This is a genomic window from Kushneria marisflavi, assembly GCF_002157205.1.
In the GTDB taxonomy this organism is placed as follows: domain Bacteria; phylum Pseudomonadota; class Gammaproteobacteria; order Pseudomonadales; family Halomonadaceae; genus Kushneria; species Kushneria marisflavi.
The window spans coordinates 3,049,363-3,072,719 of the sequence record NZ_CP021358.1; the positions used below are offsets into that span (position 1 = coordinate 3,049,363).

Below are 23,357 nucleotides of genomic sequence, written 5' to 3' on the forward strand. Positions count from 1 at the left end.
GTCAAGGTTAGGCTTTTGGCCTATATCCAGATGCGTCTCACTTCGTCCTGATTCGTCTTTAATACACATCAAAATCATGACCTTATGTATAATTTTGCTCGACTGATCGTCCAGTGTTGTCTGACGACGTACAGCCCTATACAGTAACCTTGTTGGGGGCGCTGTTGGGGGCGAAATACGGACATTTTGGAGAGTGTAAGTGGCTGAGGTACAGGAGAAACGCAAGGGAATAACTACTTCCAAGGGGATCGAAAATTTCTCTGTGCCTGAAGGCAGGAAGAAAGCTCGGCTCGCAGTGTCGAATGGTGGCTATGGTGGTCTTGCCTTGGAGGCTCGAACTGACCGCGAGGCCAAGAGCTGGCTTTATCGCTACAGAGTCGTCGATAAGACCGTCGAGCAGCAGTTGGGTAGTTACCCTCAGATGGGCTTGGCTAAGGCGCGAAAGAAGCACCGCGAAGCGGCTGAGTTGGTAAGGCAGGGTATTGATCCACGAAAGCATCGCAAGGCCGAGAAAGCTCGCAATCAAGCTGCCTGGACCATGAGTGAGGCGTTTGATCGCTGGATCGAATTCTATGCGTCTTCACCGAGTCGGTCTGGCAAGGTACCTACCGAGCGAACTGTATCTAAGCAAAGAGGGCGCTGGCGGCTATATCTGGAAAAGCCGCTGGGCGGAGCGTATGTACGCGACATGTCGCGAAGATATCTGATCGAAGTATTGGAGCAGGTGGCTACCAGGGCCAGAGAGGAAGGGCGCCAATGCCTCACTCTGTTGCGTCAACTGCTGGACTATTGCGAAGACCGTGAACAGATAGAGGACAACCCAGCTGCCGGCCTCAAACCTGCGAAAATCAAAGCCCGCCCGGGCAAACCTCGGGAGCGCTACCTCAAGCTGCCAGAGCTGAAGGCGCTGTGGGAAGCTATCGATGAAAAGCAGATAGTGCTGGATGGTGTGGCTTCTTCTGTAGTGCTGTCTGCTTCAGTCGCCAATGCGATCAAGCTGCTGCTGTTGACCGGTGCACGTCGCGCCGAGGTTGCAGCAATGCGTTGGGTAGAAGTGAAAAAGGATACATGGACGATACCCGCCGAGCGCACCAAGAGTGGACGTGAGCACAAAGTGCACCTGTCAGCACTGGCACTAGTGATACTGGCTGAACAGCATCGGCTTTCAAAAAGCGAGTTCGTTTTTGAGTCGTCTCGTGATGCTGCAAAGCCCATTCATTACGACACCATCACTACAGCCGTTGCCAGACTGCAGGGCCGTAGCCGCAAGGATCATGAAGATTCGGCGCCGCTCTATCAACTGGAGCATTTCACTGTTCATGATTTAAGACGCTCGGTAGCGACCATGTGGACGGAGACCTTTATGGCCGATCCTTTGCTGGTAGATGCGATGCTGGCCCATGTTCCGCCAAGACTGGTGGGTACCTACAACAAGGGTAAGCGCTATCAGATACAAATCGATGTATGGGAGAAGTGGGGAAGCACTATGGCAGAGATAACGGAAACATCGCCTGAAGGTAATGTGGTGTTTATGAGCCATAAAAATTAGCTTTCGTTGTTCTTTTTCAAAATATAAACGCCTATGGATCAACCTTGAGCCGAACTCATCTCACGAAGCCTATCAGCAAACCAGTTGTTGCCGCTGCCGGTGACCAGTAGCCTTCGACGTGCCCGTGTCATGCCGACATAGAGCAGGCGTGCTTCCTGCGCCAGCTTGTCCTCATCGTCCGCCAGTTCTCCGATCCCGCCAAGAATGACAGTATCGAATTCCAGCCCCTTGCTGCTCTGCCGGCTGAGCAACACAACCTGATTGGCCTGCGGGTCATAGGCACGCTTGTCAGCAGTAGACTGCAGGCAGCTACTGGGAACGCCGGCGGCTTTAAGCGCGTTGTGGTATCGGCGGCCCTGAGCATGGTTGGCATAAATGATGGCGATACTGCTGAGTTCAGTGCCTTGTCCCTGCCATGCCTTGATGCAGCGCACCATGTAACTCGCCTCATCGGCTGGCGTTGGAAATCTGCGAAATGCAGGAGGAGGGCCGTTGACGCCGGCTACTTCGGGGGCGATCAGTGGAACATGATCCTCATCAGCGTCATGCGCCTGAATGAAGTCCTTGGCAAAGTCATAGGCGAACGTCAGGATTTCTCGAGTGTTGCGATAGTTGAGCTTGAGAATGGTGGTACGCCCGCGCGCTTGAATGCCTGCAGCGGAAAGCGGAAATTTCAGTGAGCTTTTCTGATAGATGGACTGGGCATCGTCATAGAGCATGAGAAGAGAGTTGATCTCCGGGTCGATCATTTGCACAACCAGCTTGAGCCAGTCCTGCTCGAAGTCATGCCCCTCATCAATCATCAACGCACTGTACTGTGCCCGCGGAATTTGTGACTGCTCTACGCCCTTAATTACGCTTTTCACCTGTCGCTCATAGGCCGGCTCCTTGCCAGGTATAAGATCCACGCTATAGGTCTTCAACTGCAGGCTGCACCAGTCATGGAAGTGGTGAACCCTGACCTTGTCTTCGATACCTTTCTCAGCAATGAAGCAGCGCAGCCGCGCCGCCAGTGTGATGTTGAAGCAAAGCACCAATATCGGCTTTTGAACCGCCTGTGCTAGGTATAGGCAGCGATAGCCGAGAATCAAGGTCTTGCCGGAGCCGGCAACGCCATGAATCACGCGGTGGCCATCACCCATGCTTCTGGCCAGTTGCTCCTGCTGGATATCCATGACACGGACGATATCGGGAATAGTATCCGCTGGTTTCTCGTTGTCTTCCGAATCATCGTCATCGAAAAGGTCCTGAGCAGGGGCATCGATACGAACTTCCGGGAAAAGCCGCCAGCGAATCCGGTCAATCTGAGGCAGTGTCAGCTTTTCGCCAAACTGGTAATCGAACATGTCCCACAGACGCTGTTGAAACAGCTCTGGATCAGCTGTAGGTAGCATCTCATCCTTGCAGATCACGCGGCTTGCGGGCAGTACATTCTCCTGTATTTCTTCGTCAAGAAGCTGGTTCAACTGGCGGCGGGTGATATTGGTGAGAACGGCACCGTACCCATAGGGAAAGCACAGCCTGCCCTGATAACGTTCCTTCGTCTGAGTCAGCTGAGGATCCCGCTTGAGCTGATCGATAGCCGCGAAAGCGCATTGGCGCGCTTGGATAAGCGGGTTGGGATCACTCTTTCGGCCACCGTTGGTTTCACGGACAAATTCGTTGGCGTTTACCGCTTTGATGGTATCGACTTTCCAGTCCTTCACCTCCAGAAAAAGAAGGCCTCGTCCGGGGTGCAGAACAATGAAGTCCGGGTAGCGGCGCTGACGCCCAAGCGGAATGTCGTACCAGACGGTGTAATCATCCTCCAGTAGGCTCTCGAGCCGCTGGCCAAAGCGACGTTCGCCGGCAGTCATGCCCGAAAGAGTGCTCAATGCTGGAATGATGGTGGCCATGTGGCGCTGTTCCGTCAGGGAATGAATGTTTCATTGCGGCAATGGCTCAAATCTGAGCCGTTGGCATGAATATACCCCTGAATAAGCAACGTCTGAAGTGGTCTCGCCAAATACGGTTTGGTCTTTGGTAGATCTGTTGGAATCGACTGCGTCTGCCTCGGTCCAGCGTGTATCATCATGCTACAGCGACTGGAGTGCGGCCTTGCCTTGAGCCTGCTAGGGCAGCAGGTGCTGGCGGCCTGTAGAGAACATGCCAATAAGCTCAAAGCCGAATGGGAGAAGCTGTTGCTGCGTATCGCTAACCGCGCTCCTAGATATTGTCATCGCTGCAAGGCTGACGAGGTGCCGAAAACAGCTGACGGCCGAGGCTTTACGAATAAGTGGTCGGGCTGTACTACCTCCTCGTGGCCGGACAGCTTCAGACGCCTGATGAAGCGATATTCTGGTTCGATATGCATACGTACTGGCGTTGTTCGTATGGTTACTAATGTGCCTGACCAGGCTACGAGGCAAGTTTTGAAAGCATTCCAAGAATGCTTAACGTGTGGGATTTAAAGATGCCTTCCCCATGAAGAGCAGAGGTGTAACAAAAGGATCGTTAGTTGCCTCATAACTTTTTTATTTATGTCTATGTAGAGGCTCGTAAACACAAACGTGTATAGCTTTCATTACAACTCCGATCTTATCGGTGGCTCACTGATGGTTAGAGAGAGCCGCATCGTGGCGAATCTAATGCTGTCGGGGGTCGATCAGGCTGCCTGGAAGGTGGCAATCCATGAGGAAAACCGCCTGCAGAAGGCGCGTCCCGCCACTGCAAAGCGCATGACTCAGGCGATCCGTAAGCGCCTTGAGAAACTGGAATCGCCGTTCTGGCAAGCATTGCGTGATGGTGACGACCAGTTGGCTACCCAGGTCGCTTTCTGTGCCGCCTTGGCGCGCAATTTGTTACTGGTGGAATTCCTGGAGACGGTAGTAGCCGATGCCTTCGTTACTCAGACAGAAAGTCTGGAGCCCTATCAGTGGCATGACTTTCTTGAAGAGCGTACTTTCCGCGATCCAGCCATTGCTGGATGGGCTGCTTCCTCTCGAAGAAAGATGGGGCAGGTGGTATTTCGCATGCTTAGCGAAGTTGGTTTAATAACTGATGTACGTAACCGGACGTTACGACCGCTTATGGTACGGCCCGAGGTGATGTCTTTGCTGGAGGATCATCGTTTGGCCCGTATCCAGAATTGCCTGAATATCTTGCGCCCGCGATAAACTGCGCCAAAGAGTCGAGGGGCAATACCATGCCGGTATATCAGCCATGGCATCGCCAAATGGCAGTACGTAGAACTCCCTGAAACTATAAAGGGATGCTCAGACGCAGGAATAAAAGTCGCATGTCAGCATCTACACAGAACGGGGTTTACCGAAATGATCCCCACCTGAAGGACCGTCTTAACCAGATTGCCGAGAAGATCACCAGCCCAGCTTTTCTATCCAGTCAGGGGCTGGGTAATGAAATTGGCTTCTGGATCTTCGACTATCCGCCCGAATACGAGTTGCAGGTACGCGAGTACCTGACCTTTCTGAAAGGGGTGCTGGACCGCCAACACAGCGAACTGACGGTCGACCATGTCAACCTGTTGCGCGTTCTGCGCGATTACCTTCAGGAGCGTGGTTTCCTCGACAAGGCCATCGCCATGCAGCAGAAGAAAGGTGATGACCCTCTACTCAAGGCGCTTCGTGGCCCACTACACATGGATAAGTTCGCGCCCTTTCTGATGCATGCCCTGTCGGACGATCCTGATATCGTTCTATTGTCAGGCTTGGGTAGCGTCTGGCCGGTGATGCGCGCCCACAGCTTACTCAATGCGCTACACGGCAGACTCGGCCACAAGCCGTTAGTGCTCTTCTATCCTGGTCGTTACGACGGGCAGAGCCTGGCCCTGTTCAACCAAATTGCCAGCAATCACTACTATCGCGCTTTTTCGCTGGTGCCCCGATGATGGTCGGCAGTTTTGCTGCCTTTTATCCCGTTTTTGAGCACCTTGCCCAGTTTCCAGGGCAAGGCGCTGCCCGTTAAGGTATCGATCGGACATGCGTATCCAGGAACTTTTCCAGAAATCTCTGAGCCGCCCCATCAACGGAGTGGTGAAGGCCGACCAGAATGATCGCGAGACTATCTACCAGGAGCTCGATGAGTACGTGGTGACGAATGAGCTGGAGAAGCACTTCCGTGCCTTCTTTGAGTCCTACGCCACGCCGCTCAGCGACCCTTCCATTTCCAACCGCGTCGGCGTGTGGATCTCGGGGTTCTTCGGCTCGGGCAAGTCACACTTTCTCAAGGCTCTCTCGTATCTGCTGGCCAATATCGAGGCCGCGGACGAGGCCGCTAATCATCGTCGCGCCGCTGACTTTTTCGATGAGCACAAGCTTCAAGACCCGATGATTCGCGCCGACGTCACCAAGGCGGTGCAACAGCCGGCCGACGTCATCCTGTTCAACATTGACAGCAAGGCGAGCTCCAACGACGGCGGCAACCCGATCCTTAACGTCTTTCTACGGGTATTTAACGAATACCAGGGCTTCAGCGGCGATCACCCTCATATCGCTCATATGGAGCGCCACCTGGCCCAGCGCGGCGCGCTGGAACGCTTCAAGGCCGCCTTCCAGGAGGCCAGCGGCATGATCTGGGAAGAGGAGCGTGATGGCTTTCAGTTCTACCAGGACGACATCGAGCTGGCGATCAGTCAGGTGTTGGACTTATCTCCGGAGGCGGCCCACAAGTGGTTTGAGGACTCCGAGGAGACATTCAGTGTCTCGGTGGAGAACTTCTGCCGCTGGGTGAAGGAGTACCTGGACGCGAAATCCCCGACCCAGCGTATCGTCTTCATGGTCGACGAGGTGGGCCAGTTCATCGGCAGCAACACCCGGCTGATGCTGACCCTGCAGACGCTGACCGAGAACCTCGGCACCATTTGCGGCGGCCGTGCCTGGATCGTGGTTACCTCTCAGGCCGACATGGATGCCGTGCTCGGTGAGATGACCTCTTCCAAGGCCAACGACTTCTCCAAGATCGCCGGACGCTTCAAGACCCGTCTGTCGCTGTCGAGCTCCAACTCCGACGAGGTGATCCGCAAGCGCCTGCTGGCCAAGACCCCGGAGGCCAGCGGCGAGCTGGCTCAAGTGTTCGAGGCCAAGGGCGCAGTCCTGCGCAACCAGCTCACCTTCGACCGCTCCGGCCCTACGCTCAGAAATGTTGACGGCGTAGAAAGCTTCGTCGCCAACTACCCCTTCGTGCCGTACCACTTTCAGCTGGTTCAGAAAATCTTCGAGGAAATCCGCAAGGTCGGCGCCACCGGAGCGCACTTGGCCTACGGTGAGCGTTCCATGCTCGACGCCTTCCAGATGGCCGCCAAGGCAGTAGGCGATGAGGAGATCGGTGCCCTGGTGCCGATGCACAATTTCTACCGTGCCGTGGAGGGGTTTCTCGACACCGCAGTCAAGCGCACCATAGATCAGGCCAGCGAGAACGCGGCGCTGGACAACTTCGACGTGGAGATCCTGCGCACCTTGTTCATGATTCGCTATGTGGATCTGGTCAAGGGCACTCTCGACAATTTGGTGACGCTTTCTATTACGCGCATCGACGACGACCGCTTGGCGATCCGCGAGCGCTTGGAGGGCACTCTGGCGCGATTGGAGAAAGAGAGCCTGGTCACGCGTAACGGCGAGGAGTACCTGTTCCTAACCAACGAGGAGCGCGACATCACGCGCAAGATCAAGGGCACCGAGATCACCAGTGGCGACGAGAACAAGCTGCTGGCCGAGATGATCTACAAGGACCGCCTGCGCGATCGCAATAAGTACCGCTACCCGCTCAACAAGACCGATTACACCATAGGCCGTTATCTGGATGGTCATACTATCGATGGCCGCTTCCAGAGTCAGCTACGCGTTGAGGTAGTCTCTCCCCTGGATATCGACTACGTCCAGAGCTACTCGGTCCAGAACGGTGAAGCAGGTTGCATCCACCGCAGCAACGAAAACCAGGGCCAGGTGGTGATCCGGCTCGGCGACAACAAGGCCTTCTTTGACGATCTGCGCACCGTCATCAGGACCGAAAAATATATCCGCCTGAACGCCGCTTCCGGCGACAGCAGCGTGGAACGCATTCTCGCCGATCGTGGCCGTGAGAATCAGGAGCGCCGCAAACGCCTGCTGGTACGCTTGGAGGAGATGCTGCTGGATGCCGACGTCTACGCTTTGGGTCAGAAGCTCGACATCAACAGGAGCAGCCTGAATAGCCGCCTCGACGATGCCTGCCAGTACCTGCTGGAGAATACCTACAGCAAGCTCGGCTACTTGCAGGTGAGCGCTCCCGATCCCATGCGCGAGCTGCTCGCCGTGATGACCGCTGACGACATCGGTCAGCAGGCCATCGAGCTCGATGGCGAGGAGAGCAACCCCCAGGCAATTCGTGAGGTGGAACAGTACATCAGCCTGCACGGTGGCGAGCCGGTGCCGCTTGTCCCGCTGCTTGAGCGATTTAACGATCGCCCCTTTGGCTGGCCGTTAGATGAAACCCTGCTGATGCTTGGGCGGCTATATGCCGTGGGCCGCCTTACTTTCCACACCGCTGGCCCGGCGCTGCCCGACAAGGAAGCTTTCGAGCTGCTCAATAACAGTCGGCGGCGTAGCGAGGTGCGAATCCAGAAGAAACGCCAGACCGACGATGCCGTAATGCGCCAGGTGCGCAACCTCACCAAGGACCTCTTCACCAGGCTTGGGCCCTCCGATGAGACTGAGCTCTATACCTTTTACATCGAGCAGTTCAGAGCGTGGAAAAAGGACCTGGAGGCCTACCGCAGCAAGACTGAGATAGGTCGTTTTCCCGGGCGTGCCTCCATCGATAGCACCCTCAAGGAGGTCGAACGGCTGCTGCGTATCGACAACAGCTTTGACTTCTTCAAGGCAGTGGTCGATCAGCAGAAGGATCTACTTGACCTCGAAGAGGAGTACCGTGACCTCCACGAGTTCTTCACCAAGCAGCTCAACACCTGGAAGCAGCTAGAGCAGGAATTGACGCGGTTCCAGCCCAATCGTCCTGCGCTGGAGAAGGCGCCCGAGGTGAAGGCTGCCCTTACTGAGTTGGACCGCATCTACGCCTCTGAAGCGCCCTACGCCATGCTGCAGAAGGTATCCGGGTTGATTCACACTGTTGATGAGACCAACACCAAACTGCTGGAGCAGAAACGCGAGCATGCCATCGGCCTGATCGACAAGCGCATCGCCCGGGTCAGTGCCGAGATCGTCAGAAGTGGCATTGGCACGCCGGAATTCAGTAACCGTCTGCTGCGTCCGCTGCAGCTGCTTAAGCAGGACATCGAAAACGCACCCAGTATCGCGCAGATCTACCTGTTGCAGGGCGATACCGCCAATGACCGTGAGCAGGAGAGCCTCGACGAGCTCCACCGCGAACAGCAGGTCGAAGCCGAACGCCAGCGCGCCTCGCGCAAGACGGTGAATTATGGTGGCCAGTCAGGCGGGGACGCCAAGCCTGCCGGTGACAGCGGCTCACCCCAAGGTAATAGCAGTGGCGATACCGATGCGCCACCCGGTGAAGTGCGTGAACCCACCCCGGTGGCCGCACCCAAACTGGTGGCCAATGTCAGCGTCAGTCAGGTGCTCAGCCGTACTCATGAAGGGGTCTACCTAGAGAGCCAGCAGGAGGTCGATACCTTTTTGGATGCTCTCAAGCGCGAGCTCGATGACGCTGTCCAAGCTAATAAGCGAATTCGCCTGCGCTGAAACAAGTGATCTGAAGGGAAAAGGGCATGGATAAACAACAAGCCGAACAGCTACTCAAGGCTGCACTTGGCGATGGGGCTGCCTCATTTCGCCCGGGTCAGTGGGAGGCCATAGATGCACTGGTCAATCAGCGCCAAAAACTGCTGGTGGTGCAGCGCACTGGCTGGGGCAAGAGCTCAGTTTATTTCATCAGTACGCGGATACTGCGCGATCGTGGCGTCGGCATCACCATCATCATCTCACCGTTGCTGGCGCTGATGCGCAACCAGATCGAGTCGGCCCAGCGGCTGGGTATTCGTGCCGCCACCATCAACTCGACGAATTCTCATGAAGAAGAGTCCATAAAGAGAGCATTGTTCGCTGGTCAGGTCGACTGTTTGCTAATTTCTCCGGAGCGTCTATCCAACGATAACTTTGTACGGACCGTGCTGATGCCCGTTGCCGATCATATCGGCCTGCTGGTAATCGATGAGGCGCATTGCATTTCCGATTGGGGGCATGATTTCCGACCGGACTACCGGCGCATCGTGGATATACTTCGACAGCTTCCGCCCGGGGTGCCGGTGCTGGGTACTACGGCAACCGCCAATGATCGGGTCATTGAAGATATCCGCAATCAACTGGGGGACATCCTGATTCAACGTGGCCCTCTGGGCCGTGAGAGCCTAGTGCTGCAGTCGATGACGCTACCGGACCAGGCCTCTCGTCTCGCTTGGCTGGCGCAGGTGATTCCCAGCTTGCCGGGAACCGGGATCGTTTACACGCTAACGACTCGCGATGCTGAAGAGGTGGCTGAGTGGCTGCAGCGTAATGGCGTCGAGGCCAGTGCTTACTATTCTGACGTCAGTCCTCCGCAGTGGCTACAGGCGAATGGCCTGACCGACAAGAACCGCTATCGCGAGTACCTGGAAAACCGGCTGCTTCGTAATGAGATCAAGGTGCTGGTTGCCACGGGGGCACTGGGCATGGGTTATGACAAGCCGGATCTCAGCTTCGTCATTCATTACCAGGCGCCTGGCTCCATCGTCGCTTACTACCAGCAGGTCGGGCGAGCGGGGCGGGCCATCGATTCCGCCTTGGGCGTTCTGATCGCTGGCCATGAGGATGACGATATCCACGATTACTTTCGGCGCTCGGCCTTTCCTTCGGATCAAGAAATCGGCACGGTTCTCGATACCCTCGACCACTTCGACGGTTTGTCGGTGCCAAGCATTGAGCAAAACGCCAATCTCAGGCGTAGTCAGATCGACAAAACCTTGAAGATCCTTAGTGTGGAGTCGCCTGCACCGGTCATCAAGGATGGCAGTGTATGGCGACGCACGCCGGTCGCTTATCAGCCGGATCACCAACGCATCCGCCACCTGACAGAGATTCGCCAGCAGGAGTGGCAGCAGGTTAACGACTACATCAACACCACGGGCTGTTTGATGAACTTTCTACGCCGTGCACTGGACGATCCTCAAAGTGAGCCCTGTGGCCGGTGTGCCAATTGTTTGGGGCAGCAGTTGGTGCCAACCCACCTTGATCCGCAGTTGACGCACCAGGCCGCGACCTTTCAGCGCCACGCCGAGATGCCCATCAAACCAAGAAAGCAGGTTGCCGCCAATGCGTTCCAGCAGTATGGCTTTCGCGGCAACCTACCCCCAAGCCTACAGACGCAGGAGGGGCGCGTGCTGTCGCGCTGGAACGATGGTGGATGGGGGAAGCGAGTCAAGCAGGAAAAGCATCAGGGCCGATTCAGCGACGAGCTGATCGAGGCCATGGCCGAAATGATCGTGCAGCGCTGGCAGCCGCAGCCCCAACCCGGCTGGGTGTGTGCCGTACCTTCTCTCAACCACCCACATCTGGTGCCGGAGTTCGCCTGGCGGCTGGCTAATCGGCTAGGGCTGCGCTACGTCAAAGCGGTTTACAAAATCAGGCACAATGAGCCCCAGAAGGCCCAGCAGAACCGCTTCCACCAGTGCCGTAACTTGGATGGCGTCTTCGAGGTAACCAACGAGCTACCGAGAGAAGCCGTGCTGCTGGTCGATGATATCGTGGACTCAGGTTGGACGATGACCGTGATCGCCGCGCTCCTGCAGCGTGCCGGTACGGGGCCTGTCTATCCTGTGGCCCTGGCATCCAGCTCGGTGAGTGATTGATGACCCTTTCGACTGCCGCTCAGGCAACCCTGTTGTTGACCAGCTATTTCAGCAAGCCTGTCAAGGGGGCACCTAAACCGCTGACCCCCATCGAGTGGGGACGTTTTGCTCAATGGCTGCATGAAAAAAATCACGCCCCAGGGGATCTGCTGAATCATACCGCACCTTGGGTGCTGGGTAAGTGGAGTGATGAGAAGATTCCTCGTGATCGGCTGGAGGCTCTGCTACAGCGTGGCAGCAGCATGGCGCTGGCTTTGGAGAAATGGCAGCGCTCGGGCTTGTGGATTGTCACCCGTTCGGACCCTAGCTATCCCAAGCGTTTGAAAAAGCGTCTGAAACATGCCGCTCCCCCTGTCTTGTATGGCTGTGGTAACGCGGGTCTGCTCAACGCTGGTGGTCTGGCTGTGGTGGGCTCTCGCAAGTCGGATAATGAGGATCTGACCTATGCTCAAAGGCTTGGCGCCAAGGCCACTCAAGCAGGTATTGGTGTTGTGTCCGGCGGGGCGCGCGGTATCGATGAGGCTGCCATGCAAGGAGCCATTCAGGAAGGCGGCCCCGTCATCGGCATCCTTAGTGAAGGGCTCCTCAAGGCAGCGACTTCCAAGCAGTGGCGCCAGGGTCTGATGAGTGGTGGCCTGGTGTTGGTTTCGCCCTATTACCCGGAAGCGAGTTTCAACACCGGCAATGCCATGGGGCGCAACAAGTACATCTATTGTCTGGCAGATGCTGCCGTGGTGGTGCACTCAGGCAGTAGTGGTGGCACCAAGGCAGGGGCAGAAGAAAGCCTCAAGAAGAGCTGGGTACCACTCTGGGTGAAGCCCACACATGATACCGAGGCCGGCAATCAGGCATTGGTGAACGCAGGCGGTGCCTGGTGCGAAGAGAGGATCGAACGGCTGGATATCGGCTCGTTATTGGCTCCTGCCAGAACACAGCTCTTTCAAGAAACGCTGGATCAGCCAGACTCTGTTTTGCTTCAGGAGTCCGGCCTCGGTACCGAGCCTAGTGAAAGTGAGCCAGACAAGACAGTGATCTACGACGGGCTGTCCACAGTCGCTGACACCATGGCAAATGAGGCTCAGCAAAAATCCGAGACCGAAGAGTCAAACGTTGCACCTTCTGCTGAAGAACCTGAAGCCGGGTGGCATGAAGAGAGCGCTACGAAACTTGCCACGGTCCCTTACCCCGATCTTTTTGGTAGCGGCAACGCCAGTGATCAAAAGGCCCAAGATGTCACTCAGTCAGCAGCACCGGAACAGGTAATCACCGAGACGGCTGATTCGAAAGAACCAGAACGGCCAATGACTGAATCGATCACCGAGAGCCGTGAGACCAATTTCGAGCCCGAGCAGATCGACTTCTATCAACTGTTTCTGCGCAAGCTGCAACGGCTGGCCCAGACTCCCAAAGCCGTTGACGACATCATTACCGAGACAGGCCTGCACAAGACCCAGGTGAACACTTGGCTGAAGCAGGCCGTCGAAGAGGGTCGGGTGAAAAAGCTGAACCGACCGGCCCGGTATCAAGTGATAACGGAATAAGTCGATACCGTGGATGACAAGATTCGGCATTCTCGGTTCGCCATCTTCTTATCTTGCACCCCTTCTTAACACCACCACTATTTCACGACGAGGCCTGTCCCGCGTCCTGGGATAGGAAGCAGGCGAGAACATATTGTCCGCCATGGGCAATCCGCACGATCAGGAATCCAGCATGAACACAGGGAACATCAAGAAGTACGCCCCCAGGGCACGTACCCGCTTTATCGAGACCATGACCCGCCAGGCCGCCCGCTATGGGATCACCAAGGAGCGTGTGGCGCCCGCCGAGGTGCGTGGCGACGTTATGCTGATCAGCGCCCTGGATGGCCAGACCCACAGCTTCTCCAAGGCGCTGCGTGGCCCCCGCGAGGCGCTGGCCAAGTGGGTGACCCAGCTGGGCTTCGAGCAGGCCATGGAGCAGGCCGCCTACAGCTGGCTCAACCGCCTGTGTGCGATTCGCTTCATGGAACTCAAGGGCTATCTGGATCATGGCCGGCGGGTACTCTCCCACCCGGACCACGAGGGCGGCTTCCAGATCCTCGACGACTGCCTGGAGATCGACCTGCCCGGGCTGGATACGACCCGGGTGCGCGAGCTCAAGCTCGACGGCACCCAGGACGAGGCGCTCTACCGCGAGCTGCTGCTGGCCCAGTGTCACGCCCTGCATGAGGCCATACCGTTCCTGTTCGAGCCGCTGGACGACGCCAGCGAACTGCTGCTGCCGGACAACCTGACCAAGACTGACTCGCTGATCCGCGAGCTGGTCGAGGCGATTCCCGAGGAGGACTGGCAGGACGTCGAGGTGATCGGCTGGCTCTACCAGTTCTACATCGCCGAGAAGAAGGGCGAGGTGATCGGCAAGGTGGTGAAGAGCGAGGACATCCCCGCCGCGACTCAGCTGTTCACCCCCAACTGGATCGTCCAATACCTGGTGCAGAATTCTGTGGGCCGCCAGTGGCTGCAGACCTATCCGGACTCCCCCCTCAAGGGCGAGATGCCGTACTACATCGAGCCCGCCGAGCAGGAGCCAGAGGTGCAGGCCCAGCTGGACGCCATCACCCCGGCCAGCATCGACCCCGAGACCATCAAAGTGCTGGACCCCGCCTGTGGCTCCGGCCATATCCTGGTCGAGGCCTACAACGTGCTGAAGGCCATCTACGAGGAGCGCGGCTACCGCTCCCGGGATATTCCCAAGCTGATCCTGGAGAGCAACCTGTTCGGTCTGGATATCGACGACCGCGCCGCCCAGCTCGCCGGCTTCGCGCTGCTGATGAAGGCCCGAGAAGACGACCGCCGGATCTTCACAAGAGGCATCCGCCTCAACGTGATGGCCCTGCAGAGTTCCCAGTACCTGGATGTCAGCACCCTGTGGCGCAACCTCAACCTTACCGGCGACTGGCACCAGGGCCAGTCCCAGAGCCTTTTCGAGGGCGAGCAAAAGGAGCTCTCCAGCAACGACAATACCTACAAGGTCATCGTCGACCTGATCGAACGATTCCAAGACGCCAAGACCTTTGGCTCGCTGATCGAAGTGCCAAACAGCTTCGAAGCCCTACTCAAGACTCTGCTGGAAGACCTGACAGAGCTCAGTAACAGAGGCGATACCATTCAAAAGACTGCTGCGAAACAGCTGATGCCGGTTGTGCAGCAGGCTTGTATATTGGCTAATAGCTATAATTCTATCGTCGCAAACCCCCCATATATGGGAAGCAGCTATTTCGAAAAATCTCTCAAGAAAGAGTTGTCGGAAAGATATAAAACCACCAGAACTGACTTGTATGCAATATTTATAGAAAGGAACGCGAAGCTAACCAAAGACTCATTATCAACTGTCTCAATGGTCACTAGACAAGACTGGATGCATACATCATCTTACAGTGACCTTAGAGGAAAAATACTAAAGAAATGGCAGCTAAATAGCTTGGTTCAGCTTGGCTCCGGTGGCTTTCCATCTTTGTCTGGCGAGGTTGTGCAAGCCGCAGCATTTATATTTAACACTTGGCATGTAAAAAATTATAAACAAGTATATGTGGACTGCACATCTAAAAAAGCAGGCAAGGAAGGTTTGTTCAAAGGTCACAGGAATCGTTTTGACTGTTCGTCCGACAGGTTCCCAAGCTCGCTCGGAAATCCTGTCCTTTACTTTTTAAAAGAGGAGGAGTTGAACGCATTTTCTCTATCAAAATCATTTGGCGAAGTTGTCACGCTGCGAGAGGGTGTTCACACAGGAGACAATGAGGCTTTTATTAGGTTCTGGTGGGAAGTGAGCGAAAAGACGATTTCTAAAGAATGCATGAGTGTTGAGTGTTTTGATAGAGGAAAATGGAAGTGGGCCCCTTACAACAAAGGTGGTACAACTAGCAGATGGTATGATCCTACAGACTTTGTCTTGGCTTATGATGCACCATCTAGAAGGAAGATGGAAAAGATAAAAGGGCATGTTAGGCCTAGCCAGTCACTTTATTTTAAAGAAGGAGGAACTTGGTCTGACGTTGCGACAAAGGGCTTTGGAGTGCGTTATTACGAAGAGGGGCATTTGTTCGATGGTGCCGGGCCGGTCGTCATATCAGAAAATATCGCCAAAGATATATCTATTATGAACTCTCTTCCTTTTAGAGTTTTATGCGCTTATGCGATGCCGAACTTACATTTTAAGTGCGGAACAATAAAAAAAATGCCTTATCCAGAGCTGGGGGTGGCAGAATCCGAAAGGATTGCTGAATGTGGCTGTAAAATCATAGCTTGTCTCAAGGCTGCGTCTAGTTACATAGAGACAAATAGACTTAACTTTTCACATATCCTTGTAAAAAGAGATGTCGGTAAAATTGAAGAAAAACACCATGAGGCAAATGCTGAATTGCTAAAGACAAAAAAAAATATCGAGAACTTAGAGAGGGAGGTAAATGAAACTGTTTCTTTATCTTATGGCCTAGGGACGATGTTATATGATGAGCCTTCCTTAGAAAACAATGTTGTGAGTAAAATTAAAGATAATGGGTTGTTTTCCTCTTTAGTGTCTTACGTTATAGGCTGCATGATGGGCCGCTACTCGCCGGACAAGCCTGGCCTAATCCTCGCCAGCCAGGGCGAAACCATCCACGACTACCTTGCCCAGATCCCTGAGCCCAGCTTCGTACCGGATAAAAACGCCATCATCCCGCTCACCGATCAGGAATGGTTCCCCGACGACGCCACTAACCGCTTCCGTGATTTCGTCCGCACCGGGTGGGGTGAGGAGCACCTGCAGGAAAACCTCGATTTCGTCTCCGAAAGCCTCTGCCTCCACGCCATCAAGCCCAAGAAGGGCGAAGCCGCACTGGACACCATCCGTCGTTATCTGAGCACCCAGTTCTACAAGGATCACCTGCGCACCTACAAGAAACGACCCATCTACTGGCTGTTCAGCTCCGGAAAGCAGAAGGCCTTCGAGTGCTTGGTCTACCTGCACCGCTACAACGAGAGCACTCTCGCCGAGATGCGCACCGACTACGTGATCCCGCTCACCACCAGGCTCGCCAGCTACGTTGAAAAACTGGAGCAAGACAAGGAAGCCAGTACCTCCGCCGCCGAAGCCAAAAGCATCGAGAAAGAGCTGGACAAGCTCTACAAACAGCAGGCCGAGCTCAATGCCTTCGATGAGAAGTTGCGTCATTATGCGGATCAGCGGGTTTCGCTGGATCTGGATGATGGTGTGAAAGTGAATTATGGGAAATTTGGGGATCTGCTCGCCAACGTAAAAGAAATCACGGGTAGCAAATCGGAGTAGTTATGTATCAGGCTGGCGGTACCATCGCATCACTGATGGAACAAGTTAATAACAATGAGCTGATCCTACCAGCAATCCAGAGGGAATTTGTATGGAAACCTGATCAGATCTGCAATTTGTTTGATAGTCTTCTTCAAGGTTATCCCTTCGGTGTTTTCCTTTTCTGGCGAATTCAGTCTGAAAATCGGGAAAAATACCAATTTTACGATTTCGTTAAAGACTTTCACCAGCGTGACAGCCCTCATTGTCCACCGCTAAAGGATCTTCCAAGGCGTGAATTTGTTGCCGTTCTTGATGGCCAACAACGAATAACCGCGCTGAATATCGGTCTCCAGGGTTCCTACAGTCAGAAAATCCATGGGAAATGGTGGTCGAGTTCAGATGCGTTTCCTAAGAGACATCTTCATATAAATTTGCTTGGCCAACCGCAGGAAGAAACCGGCAGCCAGTATCAGTTTGAATTTCTCACGCCCAATCAGGCTGCTAATAGGTCTGGCGAGGAATATTGGTTTCGTGTTGGTCGCATCCTCGAAGAAGATCGAGATGATTTAAATGATGAGCTTAACGATGGCTGGGAAAATGACAAGCAATCCTTAAAATCCGCTCGTAGTGTTCTCAGGCATCTGGTCACTACAATATTCGATAAGGATAAAATTGCTTACTACGAGGAAAAAGATCAAAGCCTTGAGCGTGTACTAAATATTTTCATACGTATGAATAGTGGCGGGACCTTCCTTTCATATTCGGATCTGCTTTTGTCGATAGCTGTGGCTCAGTGGGAAAGTCTTGATGCTCGTGAGGAAATTCATTCTCTGGTAGATGAGATGAATGAGACAGGGGACGGCTTCTCTTTTAGCAAGGATCTTGTTCTAAAAGCGGGGTTGATGCTGTCAGACATTGGCAGCGTAGGGTTCAAGGTCGAGAATTTCAACAAAACCAATATGGAAATCCTTGAGGAGAACTGGCTGGGGATTCGCAGCGCTCTTTTGTTGGCGACGGAGCTATTGGCCACTTTTGGTTTCAATTCCCAAAACCTCCGAGCAGATAGTTCAATTTTGCCTATCGCTTATTATCTTTATACGCGCAAGCCTGGTGATGGCTACCTGTCTAGATCAGAGTTCGCCAAGGACCGTGAAGCCCTGAGGCAATGGCTGATCAAATCGCTTCTAAAGGCGTCGGGAATTTGGGGGAGTGGTCTCGATACCCTTCTTACCAGCTTGCGACGGGTTATAAAAGAAGAAGGAGAAATGGGTTTCCCTGCGGATGCGGTAGGTTCTGCCATGGCCTCGCGAGGAAAATCGCTCCACTTCATCGCGGAAGAAGTCGATGAGCTATCAGAGCTTGAATATGGTGGAAAAAGAACCTTTGCTCTTCTTTCGCTGCTATTTCCAGGATTTGATTTTTCCAGGCACTTTCATGTTGATCACGTTTATCCCAAAGGGGTGTTCTCCACAAGCAGGCTAAGAAAGTCAGGGGTTCCAGAGGAAAAGATAGAGCTCTTCAAGATATGGGCTAATCGATTGCCAAATCTTCAATTACTTGAAGGTTCAATCAATAATGAGAAGCGGCAAAAAATGCCGTCAGATTGGTATGAACAGGCATGGCCTGATCCTGAAGCGCGTCAACGCCATCTAAACTCCCAAGGCATGGATTTGCTCCCGGTCGACATCAAGGATTTTGAAGTTTTTTATAATCAGAGAAAAAAAGTCTTCAAATCAAGGATCGAGCAAGTAGTCAACGGGAAGTCAGATGGACTTTAAACAGCTGCACCAGGGCCTATCACGTTCTTTCTTCATTGATGGCTATCGCCTTGTCTTCTGGTATGACCCTCCGGGTCACTTCATTGACGCACTGGATGAGCTTGCTCTGGAGGGTGTCCAGATCTTCAACATGGCCGGTCAGTCTACCTTCGGCATGAAGCTGCGCTTGGAACTGGATGAGCCGGATATACCTGCACTGCTTTACTTCCCCTGCGCCGAGCCGGCGCCGGAGGATGATTGGCTACTGGACATCAAACTTTACTCCGGTCGCTTCTACGCCGACCAGATATCGATGATCTTCAATGAGCTGGGGCTCGTGCGCCATACGCTGCGTGAGCATCTGGCAAAGCGCCAGGCATTCCTGAGCAGCCGCAAGCGTATCGAAGTGCTCAAGCGCCTGGTCACGCCGGAGATGGATGAAGATGATCTGGATCTGGCCATGTGCGCGGCTGTGGTGGGTTCGCCTACTTCCGATATCGCGATCTTACTGTTTTATCTGGCTGATGAGGCGGTGGCCAAGGATGTTGGACTAGAGGGCAACCCCTCATCACTCGAGGAGATGGCCAAATATGCCTTGGTGCCGAGCCTAGTACGGGCCCTGCAGATGGAGGTCGGTTATCCCGCCAGCCAGCCGGAGCTCAGTGGAGAAGCTTCGCTGCAGTTTGGCCAGCTGATGCTGCGGCTGTTGACTACCGGCTACTGCGAAAGTCTCTCCGAGATTCCCGATTGGGCGCAGAGTCACGCCATAGCCTCTGTAAATGCCAAAGCTACCTCGCGGGCCCTGCTGTCGCGCTGGCGAGACAGTTCGCGCTTCTATGCGGCGTTCGATGTAATCTCCGGCTGGGTTGCGGAAGCGCTACGTATCGAAGACAAAATCCGAGACGTTCCGCTGGAGCAGCTGGCCCACGTGGCCACCTTTGAAATGGTGGAAAAGCAGATCATCGTCGATCTGTGCCTGGCCATCCCTCAGGCCGATGGGCGCGATCTGGAGATGTTCCGCGCCATCATCGCCAGCCGACTGGACGGCTACTGGGCCTCGCGCCATAAAAACGATGAGCGCCGGGCCCGCTACCGCCAGCTCTACACAGCCCTGAGCGCCGCCATCGACCTGTTCGACCTGAGGCAGCAATATCTTGATGGTTTCCACTATGAGAGCGTCGAGGCGCTTTACCACGCCTACAGTGCCGAGCTTTACCGCTTTGATACCGCCTACCGCCACTATGCGGTGGCCTCTGACAATACCGGCGTAGAGCTGCTCAAGAAGCTCGATGAAGTGGTGGAGCGCTGCTACAACGAGTGGTTTATGGGCCAGCTTACTCGCAATTGGAGTGAGCGCATCGACGTCGAGGGGCGCCTGGACGATTGGGAACTGCCGAGAATTCCCAACCAGCAGCACTTTTTTCGCGATGTGGTGCGCCCACATCTGGACGGCCACCATAATAAACGGTTGGTAGTGATTATCAGTGATGCCTTCCGCTATGAAGCCGCCGAGGAGTTGCGCGAGCGCATCAATGCCAAGCGCTACAGCGAGGCCACCCTGAGCAACCAACTAGGTGTGGTGCCCAGCTATACCACCCTGGGGATGGCCTCGCTACTGCCGCACCGCGAGCTAAGCTATCAGCCCGGAAGTGATAGCGTGCTGGTGGATGGCAAATCAAGCCAGGGCACTGAGAACCGCAGCCAGCGCCTGAGTGCCGCCGTAGGTGGGCAGGCTATGGCCGTCACCGCAGAGGAGGTCAAGGGCTGGTCGCGTGACCAGGGCCGTGAAGCGATCAGGGGTATGCAGTTGGTCTACGTCTACCACAATGTGGTGGATGCCCGGGGCGATACTGCCAGTACTGAAAGTGAGACCTTTGTTGCCGTTGAGGATGCTATCGAGGAGCTTGATACGCTCACCCGCAAGATTCTCATGCACCTCAACACCAGCACTGTATTGATTACCGCTGACCATGGCTTCCTGTTCCAGCGAAGCAAGCTGGACGCCACCGATCGGACCAGCCTGATGGAGAAGCCCACCAGCGCCTTCAAGAGCAAGAAGCGCTACGTGCTGGGGACCAATCTTCCCGATAATCCCAGTGTGTGGCATGGCCATACTCGCGAGACCGCTGGCACCACCTGCGGGACCGAGTTCTGGATACCAAAGGGGGCTCACCGCTTCCATTTTGTCGGTGGTGCCCGCTTCGTGCACGGCGGTATCATGCCCCAGGAGATCGTCGTTCCGTTGCTTACCGTCAAGCAGCTGCGCGGCGAGAAGGTCGAGAAGCGAACTCGACGCAAGGTGGACGTGATCTCGTCAAGGGCCTCGCTGAAGATGGTTAACAACATCCAGCGCTTCGAGCTGCTGCAGACCGAAGCGGTCAGCGAGCAGCTCAAGCCTATTACCCTGGCCGTGGCCATCTTCGAGGGTACTGAGATGGTCTCCAGCGAGGAGACGGTGACCTTCGACAGCACGAGCGACAACATGAATGAGCGCATGAAATCGATTCGCCTGTCGCTGTCGGGTACCGACTTCGACCGTAAGCGCGAATACTTTCTGGTGCTGCACGATAAGGATCTCGGCACCGAGCTGGAGCGCTATCGAGTAGTTATCGATCTGGCTTTCACCGATGATTTTTTCTAAGCCAAGAGTCCGGCGCTGTTGTCCGTTCGTGATGGCGTCCTGTTATCACACTATTCTGGAGCCTCTGGCGTGACTTTCAGTATGGACAGTGAACCGCAGACCGATATCTCTCAATCTACCGCGGAGCATGAGAGCGACCTCGATACCCTGCTCAATACACACTTCGCCGGTCGGGTGGTGCGCAAGGACCTGACCCAGCGGGTCAAGGAAGGCGCCAACGTACCGGTGTATGTGCTGGAGTACCTGCTCGGCATGTACTGCGCCTCCGACGATCATGAGGTGATCGATGAGGGGCTGAAGAATGTCAGGAAGATCCTCACCGACAACTACGTGCGTCCCGATGAGGCAGAGAAGATCAAGTCTCTGGTCCGCGAACGCGGTAGCTTCAAGGTGATCGATCGGGTGACGGTGCGTCTCAACGAAAAGCAGGACTGCTACGAGGCAGCATTCAGCAATCTGGGCATCAAGGACGCTGAGATCTCAGCGGGCATCGTTAAGGAGCATGAGAAGCTGCTGGTGGGCGGGATCTGGGTGATCGCTACCCTGAGCTACTTCTACGAGGAGGGCCAGCGCGGCTCACCGTTCGGGGTCAGTCAACTCAAGCCCATCCAGATGCCCCACATGGACATGGAAGCGCTATTCGAAGGACGGCGCGGTTTCACCACCGATCAATGGCGCGAGGTGCTGATCCGCTCCATTGGTATGGAGCCCGCCGAGCTCGATGAGAGCGTGCAGTGGCACCTGCTTGCCCGCATGGTTCCCTTTGTCGAGAACAACTATAACGTCTGTGAGCTGGGCCCGCGCGGTACCGGCAAGAGTCATATCTACAAGGAGTGCTCGCCCAACAGCATTCTGGTCTCGGGGGGGCAGTCCACTGTCGCCAACCTGTTCTACAACATGAGCTCGCGACGTATCGGCTTGGTGGGCATGTGGGATCTGGTAGCGTTCGACGAGGTGGCCGGCATCTCCTTCAAGGACAGGGACGGTGTACAAATCATGAAGGACTACATGGCTTCCGGGTCTTTCGCCCGTGGGCGTGAGCAGATGGAAGCCTCTGCCTCCATGGTATTCGTCGGTAACATCAATCAGAGCATCGAGTCGTTGGTAAAGACCAGCCACCTGTTGACCCCGTTCCCTGATGCGATGATCGACGCTGCCTTCTTCGACCGCTTCCACGCCTATATCCCGGGTTGGGAGATTCCCAAGATGCGCCCGTCGTTTTTCACCCAGCGTTACGGCTTTATTGTCGACTACCTGGCCGAGTTCTTCCGCGAGATGCGCAAGCGCAGCTTCGCTGATGCCATCGATTATCACTTCCGCCTGGGCGATAACCTTAACCAGCGCGACGTCATCGCTGTGCGCAAGACCGTTTCCGGTTTGCTCAAGCTGCTCTACCCGCACGGGGAGTATCAGAAGGAGGATGTACGCCAGTGCCTAAAGTACGCTCTTCAGGTGCGGCGCCGGGTAAAGGAACAGCTCAAGAAGATTGGCGGCATGGAGTTTTACGACGTCCACTTCAGTTACATCGACAAGCAGACACTGGAGGAGCATTTCGTCGCGGTAAAAGAGCAGGGTAGTGGCGGGCTGATCCCTGAAGGGCTTGGCAAGCCGGGCGTCGTGCATACCATCGGCCTCAGCGACAAGGGTATGCCCGGGGTCTACCGTATCGAACTACAGGTTACTGCCGGCAGCGGTAAGTTGGCCATGTCGGGGCTGTGGAACTCCACTGCTGCCAAGGAGCAGGTCAAGATGGCCTTCGACTACTTCAAGGCCAATGCTAGCCGTATCAGTGGCTCCAGCAGGGTGCTGGAACATGACTTCCACCTACACGTCGTGGACCTGCAGAGCACTGGCGTACTTCGAGATCTTGCCTTGGCCAGCCTGGTAGCGTTCTCGTCAGGGCTGCTGGGCCGGCCTTCCCAAAGCCAGATGGTAGTGCTCGGCGATATGAGCTTGGGGGGGAGTCTGAAGCCGGTGGAGAACCTTGCAGAGTGCCTGCAGGTAGCCTTTGATGCCGGCGGCAAGCGCGTCACCTTACCCATGGCCAGCGCCGCGGATATCCCTACTATCCCCGCCGAACTGTTCACCAAGTTTCAGACCAGCTTCTACGCCGAGCCAGTGGATGCCGTTGTCAAAGCACTGGGAGTGGAGTAGGCCCGCCTCCATACAAATCTGGAAACTATCCAGAAATTAATTGGCTAACGCAGGAGGCGGGCAGGGAGTTTGCGTTGCTGGTGCTCAAATTGCTGGCGGGACGGGTGAATCAGGATAGAAGTTCTATGTGATGGA

11 protein-coding genes are annotated in these 23,357 nt (G+C 55.2%); 10 read left to right on the forward strand and 1 reads right to left on the reverse strand.

The annotated features are described in order from the left end of the window. Window positions 1–199 precede the first annotated feature (199 nt). Window positions 200–1,549: a tyrosine-type recombinase/integrase gene (locus B9H00_RS13880; RefSeq protein ID WP_086901150.1), complete on the forward strand. Its 1,350-nt coding sequence runs from the start codon at window positions 200–202 to the stop codon at window positions 1,547–1,549. A gap of 38 nt (window positions 1,550–1,587) precedes the next feature. Here the strand turns inward: B9H00_RS13880 and B9H00_RS13885 are convergent, their stop codons facing one another. Further along, on the reverse strand, window positions 1,588–3,444 hold the full coding sequence (locus B9H00_RS13885; RefSeq protein WP_086901151.1) for a 3'-5' exonuclease: 1,857 nt from the start codon (window positions 3,442–3,444) through the stop codon (window positions 1,588–1,590). A gap of 720 nt (window positions 3,445–4,164) precedes the next feature. Between B9H00_RS13885 and B9H00_RS13890 the strand changes: the two genes are divergently transcribed. From B9H00_RS13890 to brxL, 9 genes are all read left to right on the forward strand, one after another. After that, window positions 4,165–4,704 carry a DUF1819 family protein gene (locus tag B9H00_RS13890; protein ID WP_236944292.1) on the forward strand — a complete coding sequence of 180 codons (540 nt, stop codon included), beginning with the start codon at window positions 4,165–4,167 and terminating at the stop codon, window positions 4,702–4,704. 122 nt (window positions 4,705–4,826) lie between these two features. Continuing rightward, window positions 4,827–5,435 (forward strand): DUF1788 domain-containing protein, encoded by a 609-nt coding sequence (locus tag B9H00_RS13895; protein WP_086901153.1) that lies wholly within the window; start codon window positions 4,827–4,829, stop codon window positions 5,433–5,435. Window positions 5,436–5,526: 91 nt separating this feature from the next. Next, window positions 5,527–9,240: a BREX system P-loop protein BrxC gene (gene brxC, locus B9H00_RS13900; RefSeq protein ID WP_086901154.1), complete on the forward strand. Its 3,714-nt coding sequence runs from the start codon at window positions 5,527–5,529 to the stop codon at window positions 9,238–9,240. A 26-nt stretch (window positions 9,241–9,266) separates the two neighbouring features. Beyond that, window positions 9,267–11,381, forward strand: coding sequence for a RecQ family ATP-dependent DNA helicase (locus B9H00_RS13905; RefSeq protein WP_086901155.1), 2,115 nt, complete (start codon window positions 9,267–9,269; stop codon window positions 11,379–11,381). Continuing rightward, window positions 11,381–12,922, forward strand: a complete 1,542-nt coding sequence (locus B9H00_RS16975; protein ID WP_086901156.1) for a DNA-processing protein DprA — start codon at window positions 11,381–11,383, stop codon at window positions 12,920–12,922. Before B9H00_RS13905 ends, B9H00_RS16975 begins: the two co-directional genes overlap by 1 nt. A gap of 172 nt (window positions 12,923–13,094) precedes the next feature. Next, complete coding sequence (pglX, locus tag B9H00_RS13915) at window positions 13,095–16,688, forward strand: BREX-1 system adenine-specific DNA-methyltransferase PglX (RefSeq protein WP_086901157.1); 3,594 nt, start codon at window positions 13,095–13,097, stop codon at window positions 16,686–16,688. Window positions 16,689–16,690: 2 nt separating this feature from the next. Beyond that, on the forward strand, window positions 16,691–18,448 hold the full coding sequence (locus tag B9H00_RS13920) for a DUF262 domain-containing protein (protein ID WP_086901158.1): 1,758 nt from the start codon (window positions 16,691–16,693) through the stop codon (window positions 18,446–18,448). Then, entirely contained in the window at window positions 18,438–21,068 is a 2,631-nt protein-coding gene (gene pglZ, locus B9H00_RS13925) for a BREX-1 system phosphatase PglZ type A (RefSeq protein ID WP_086901159.1), read from the forward strand. Before B9H00_RS13920 ends, pglZ begins: the two co-directional genes overlap by 11 nt. Before the next feature lie 69 nt (window positions 21,069–21,137). Continuing rightward, window positions 21,138–23,222: a protease Lon-related BREX system protein BrxL gene (gene brxL, locus B9H00_RS13930; RefSeq protein ID WP_425323817.1), complete on the forward strand. Its 2,085-nt coding sequence runs from the start codon at window positions 21,138–21,140 to the stop codon at window positions 23,220–23,222. Window positions 23,223–23,357: the final 135 nt, after the last annotated feature.

Bases quoted from the DNA above. Each gene is read 5' to 3' on its own strand.
- B9H00_RS13885 (WP_086901151.1), bottom strand. From the start codon at position 3,444: ATGGCCACCATCATTCCAGCATTGAGCACTCTTTCGGGCATGACTGCC.
- B9H00_RS13895 (WP_086901153.1), top strand. From the start codon at position 4,827: ATGTCAGCATCTACACAGAACGGGGTTTACCGAAATGATCCCCACCTG.
- brxC (WP_086901154.1), top strand. From the start codon at position 5,527: ATGCGTATCCAGGAACTTTTCCAGAAATCTCTGAGCCGCCCCATCAAC.
- B9H00_RS13905 (WP_086901155.1), top strand. From the start codon at position 9,267: ATGGATAAACAACAAGCCGAACAGCTACTCAAGGCTGCACTTGGCGAT.
- B9H00_RS16975 (WP_086901156.1), top strand. From the start codon at position 11,381: ATGACCCTTTCGACTGCCGCTCAGGCAACCCTGTTGTTGACCAGCTAT.
- pglX (WP_086901157.1), top strand. From the start codon at position 13,095: ATGAACACAGGGAACATCAAGAAGTACGCCCCCAGGGCACGTACCCGC.
- B9H00_RS13920 (WP_086901158.1), top strand. From the start codon at position 16,691: ATGTATCAGGCTGGCGGTACCATCGCATCACTGATGGAACAAGTTAAT.
- pglZ (WP_086901159.1), top strand. From the start codon at position 18,438: ATGGACTTTAAACAGCTGCACCAGGGCCTATCACGTTCTTTCTTCATT.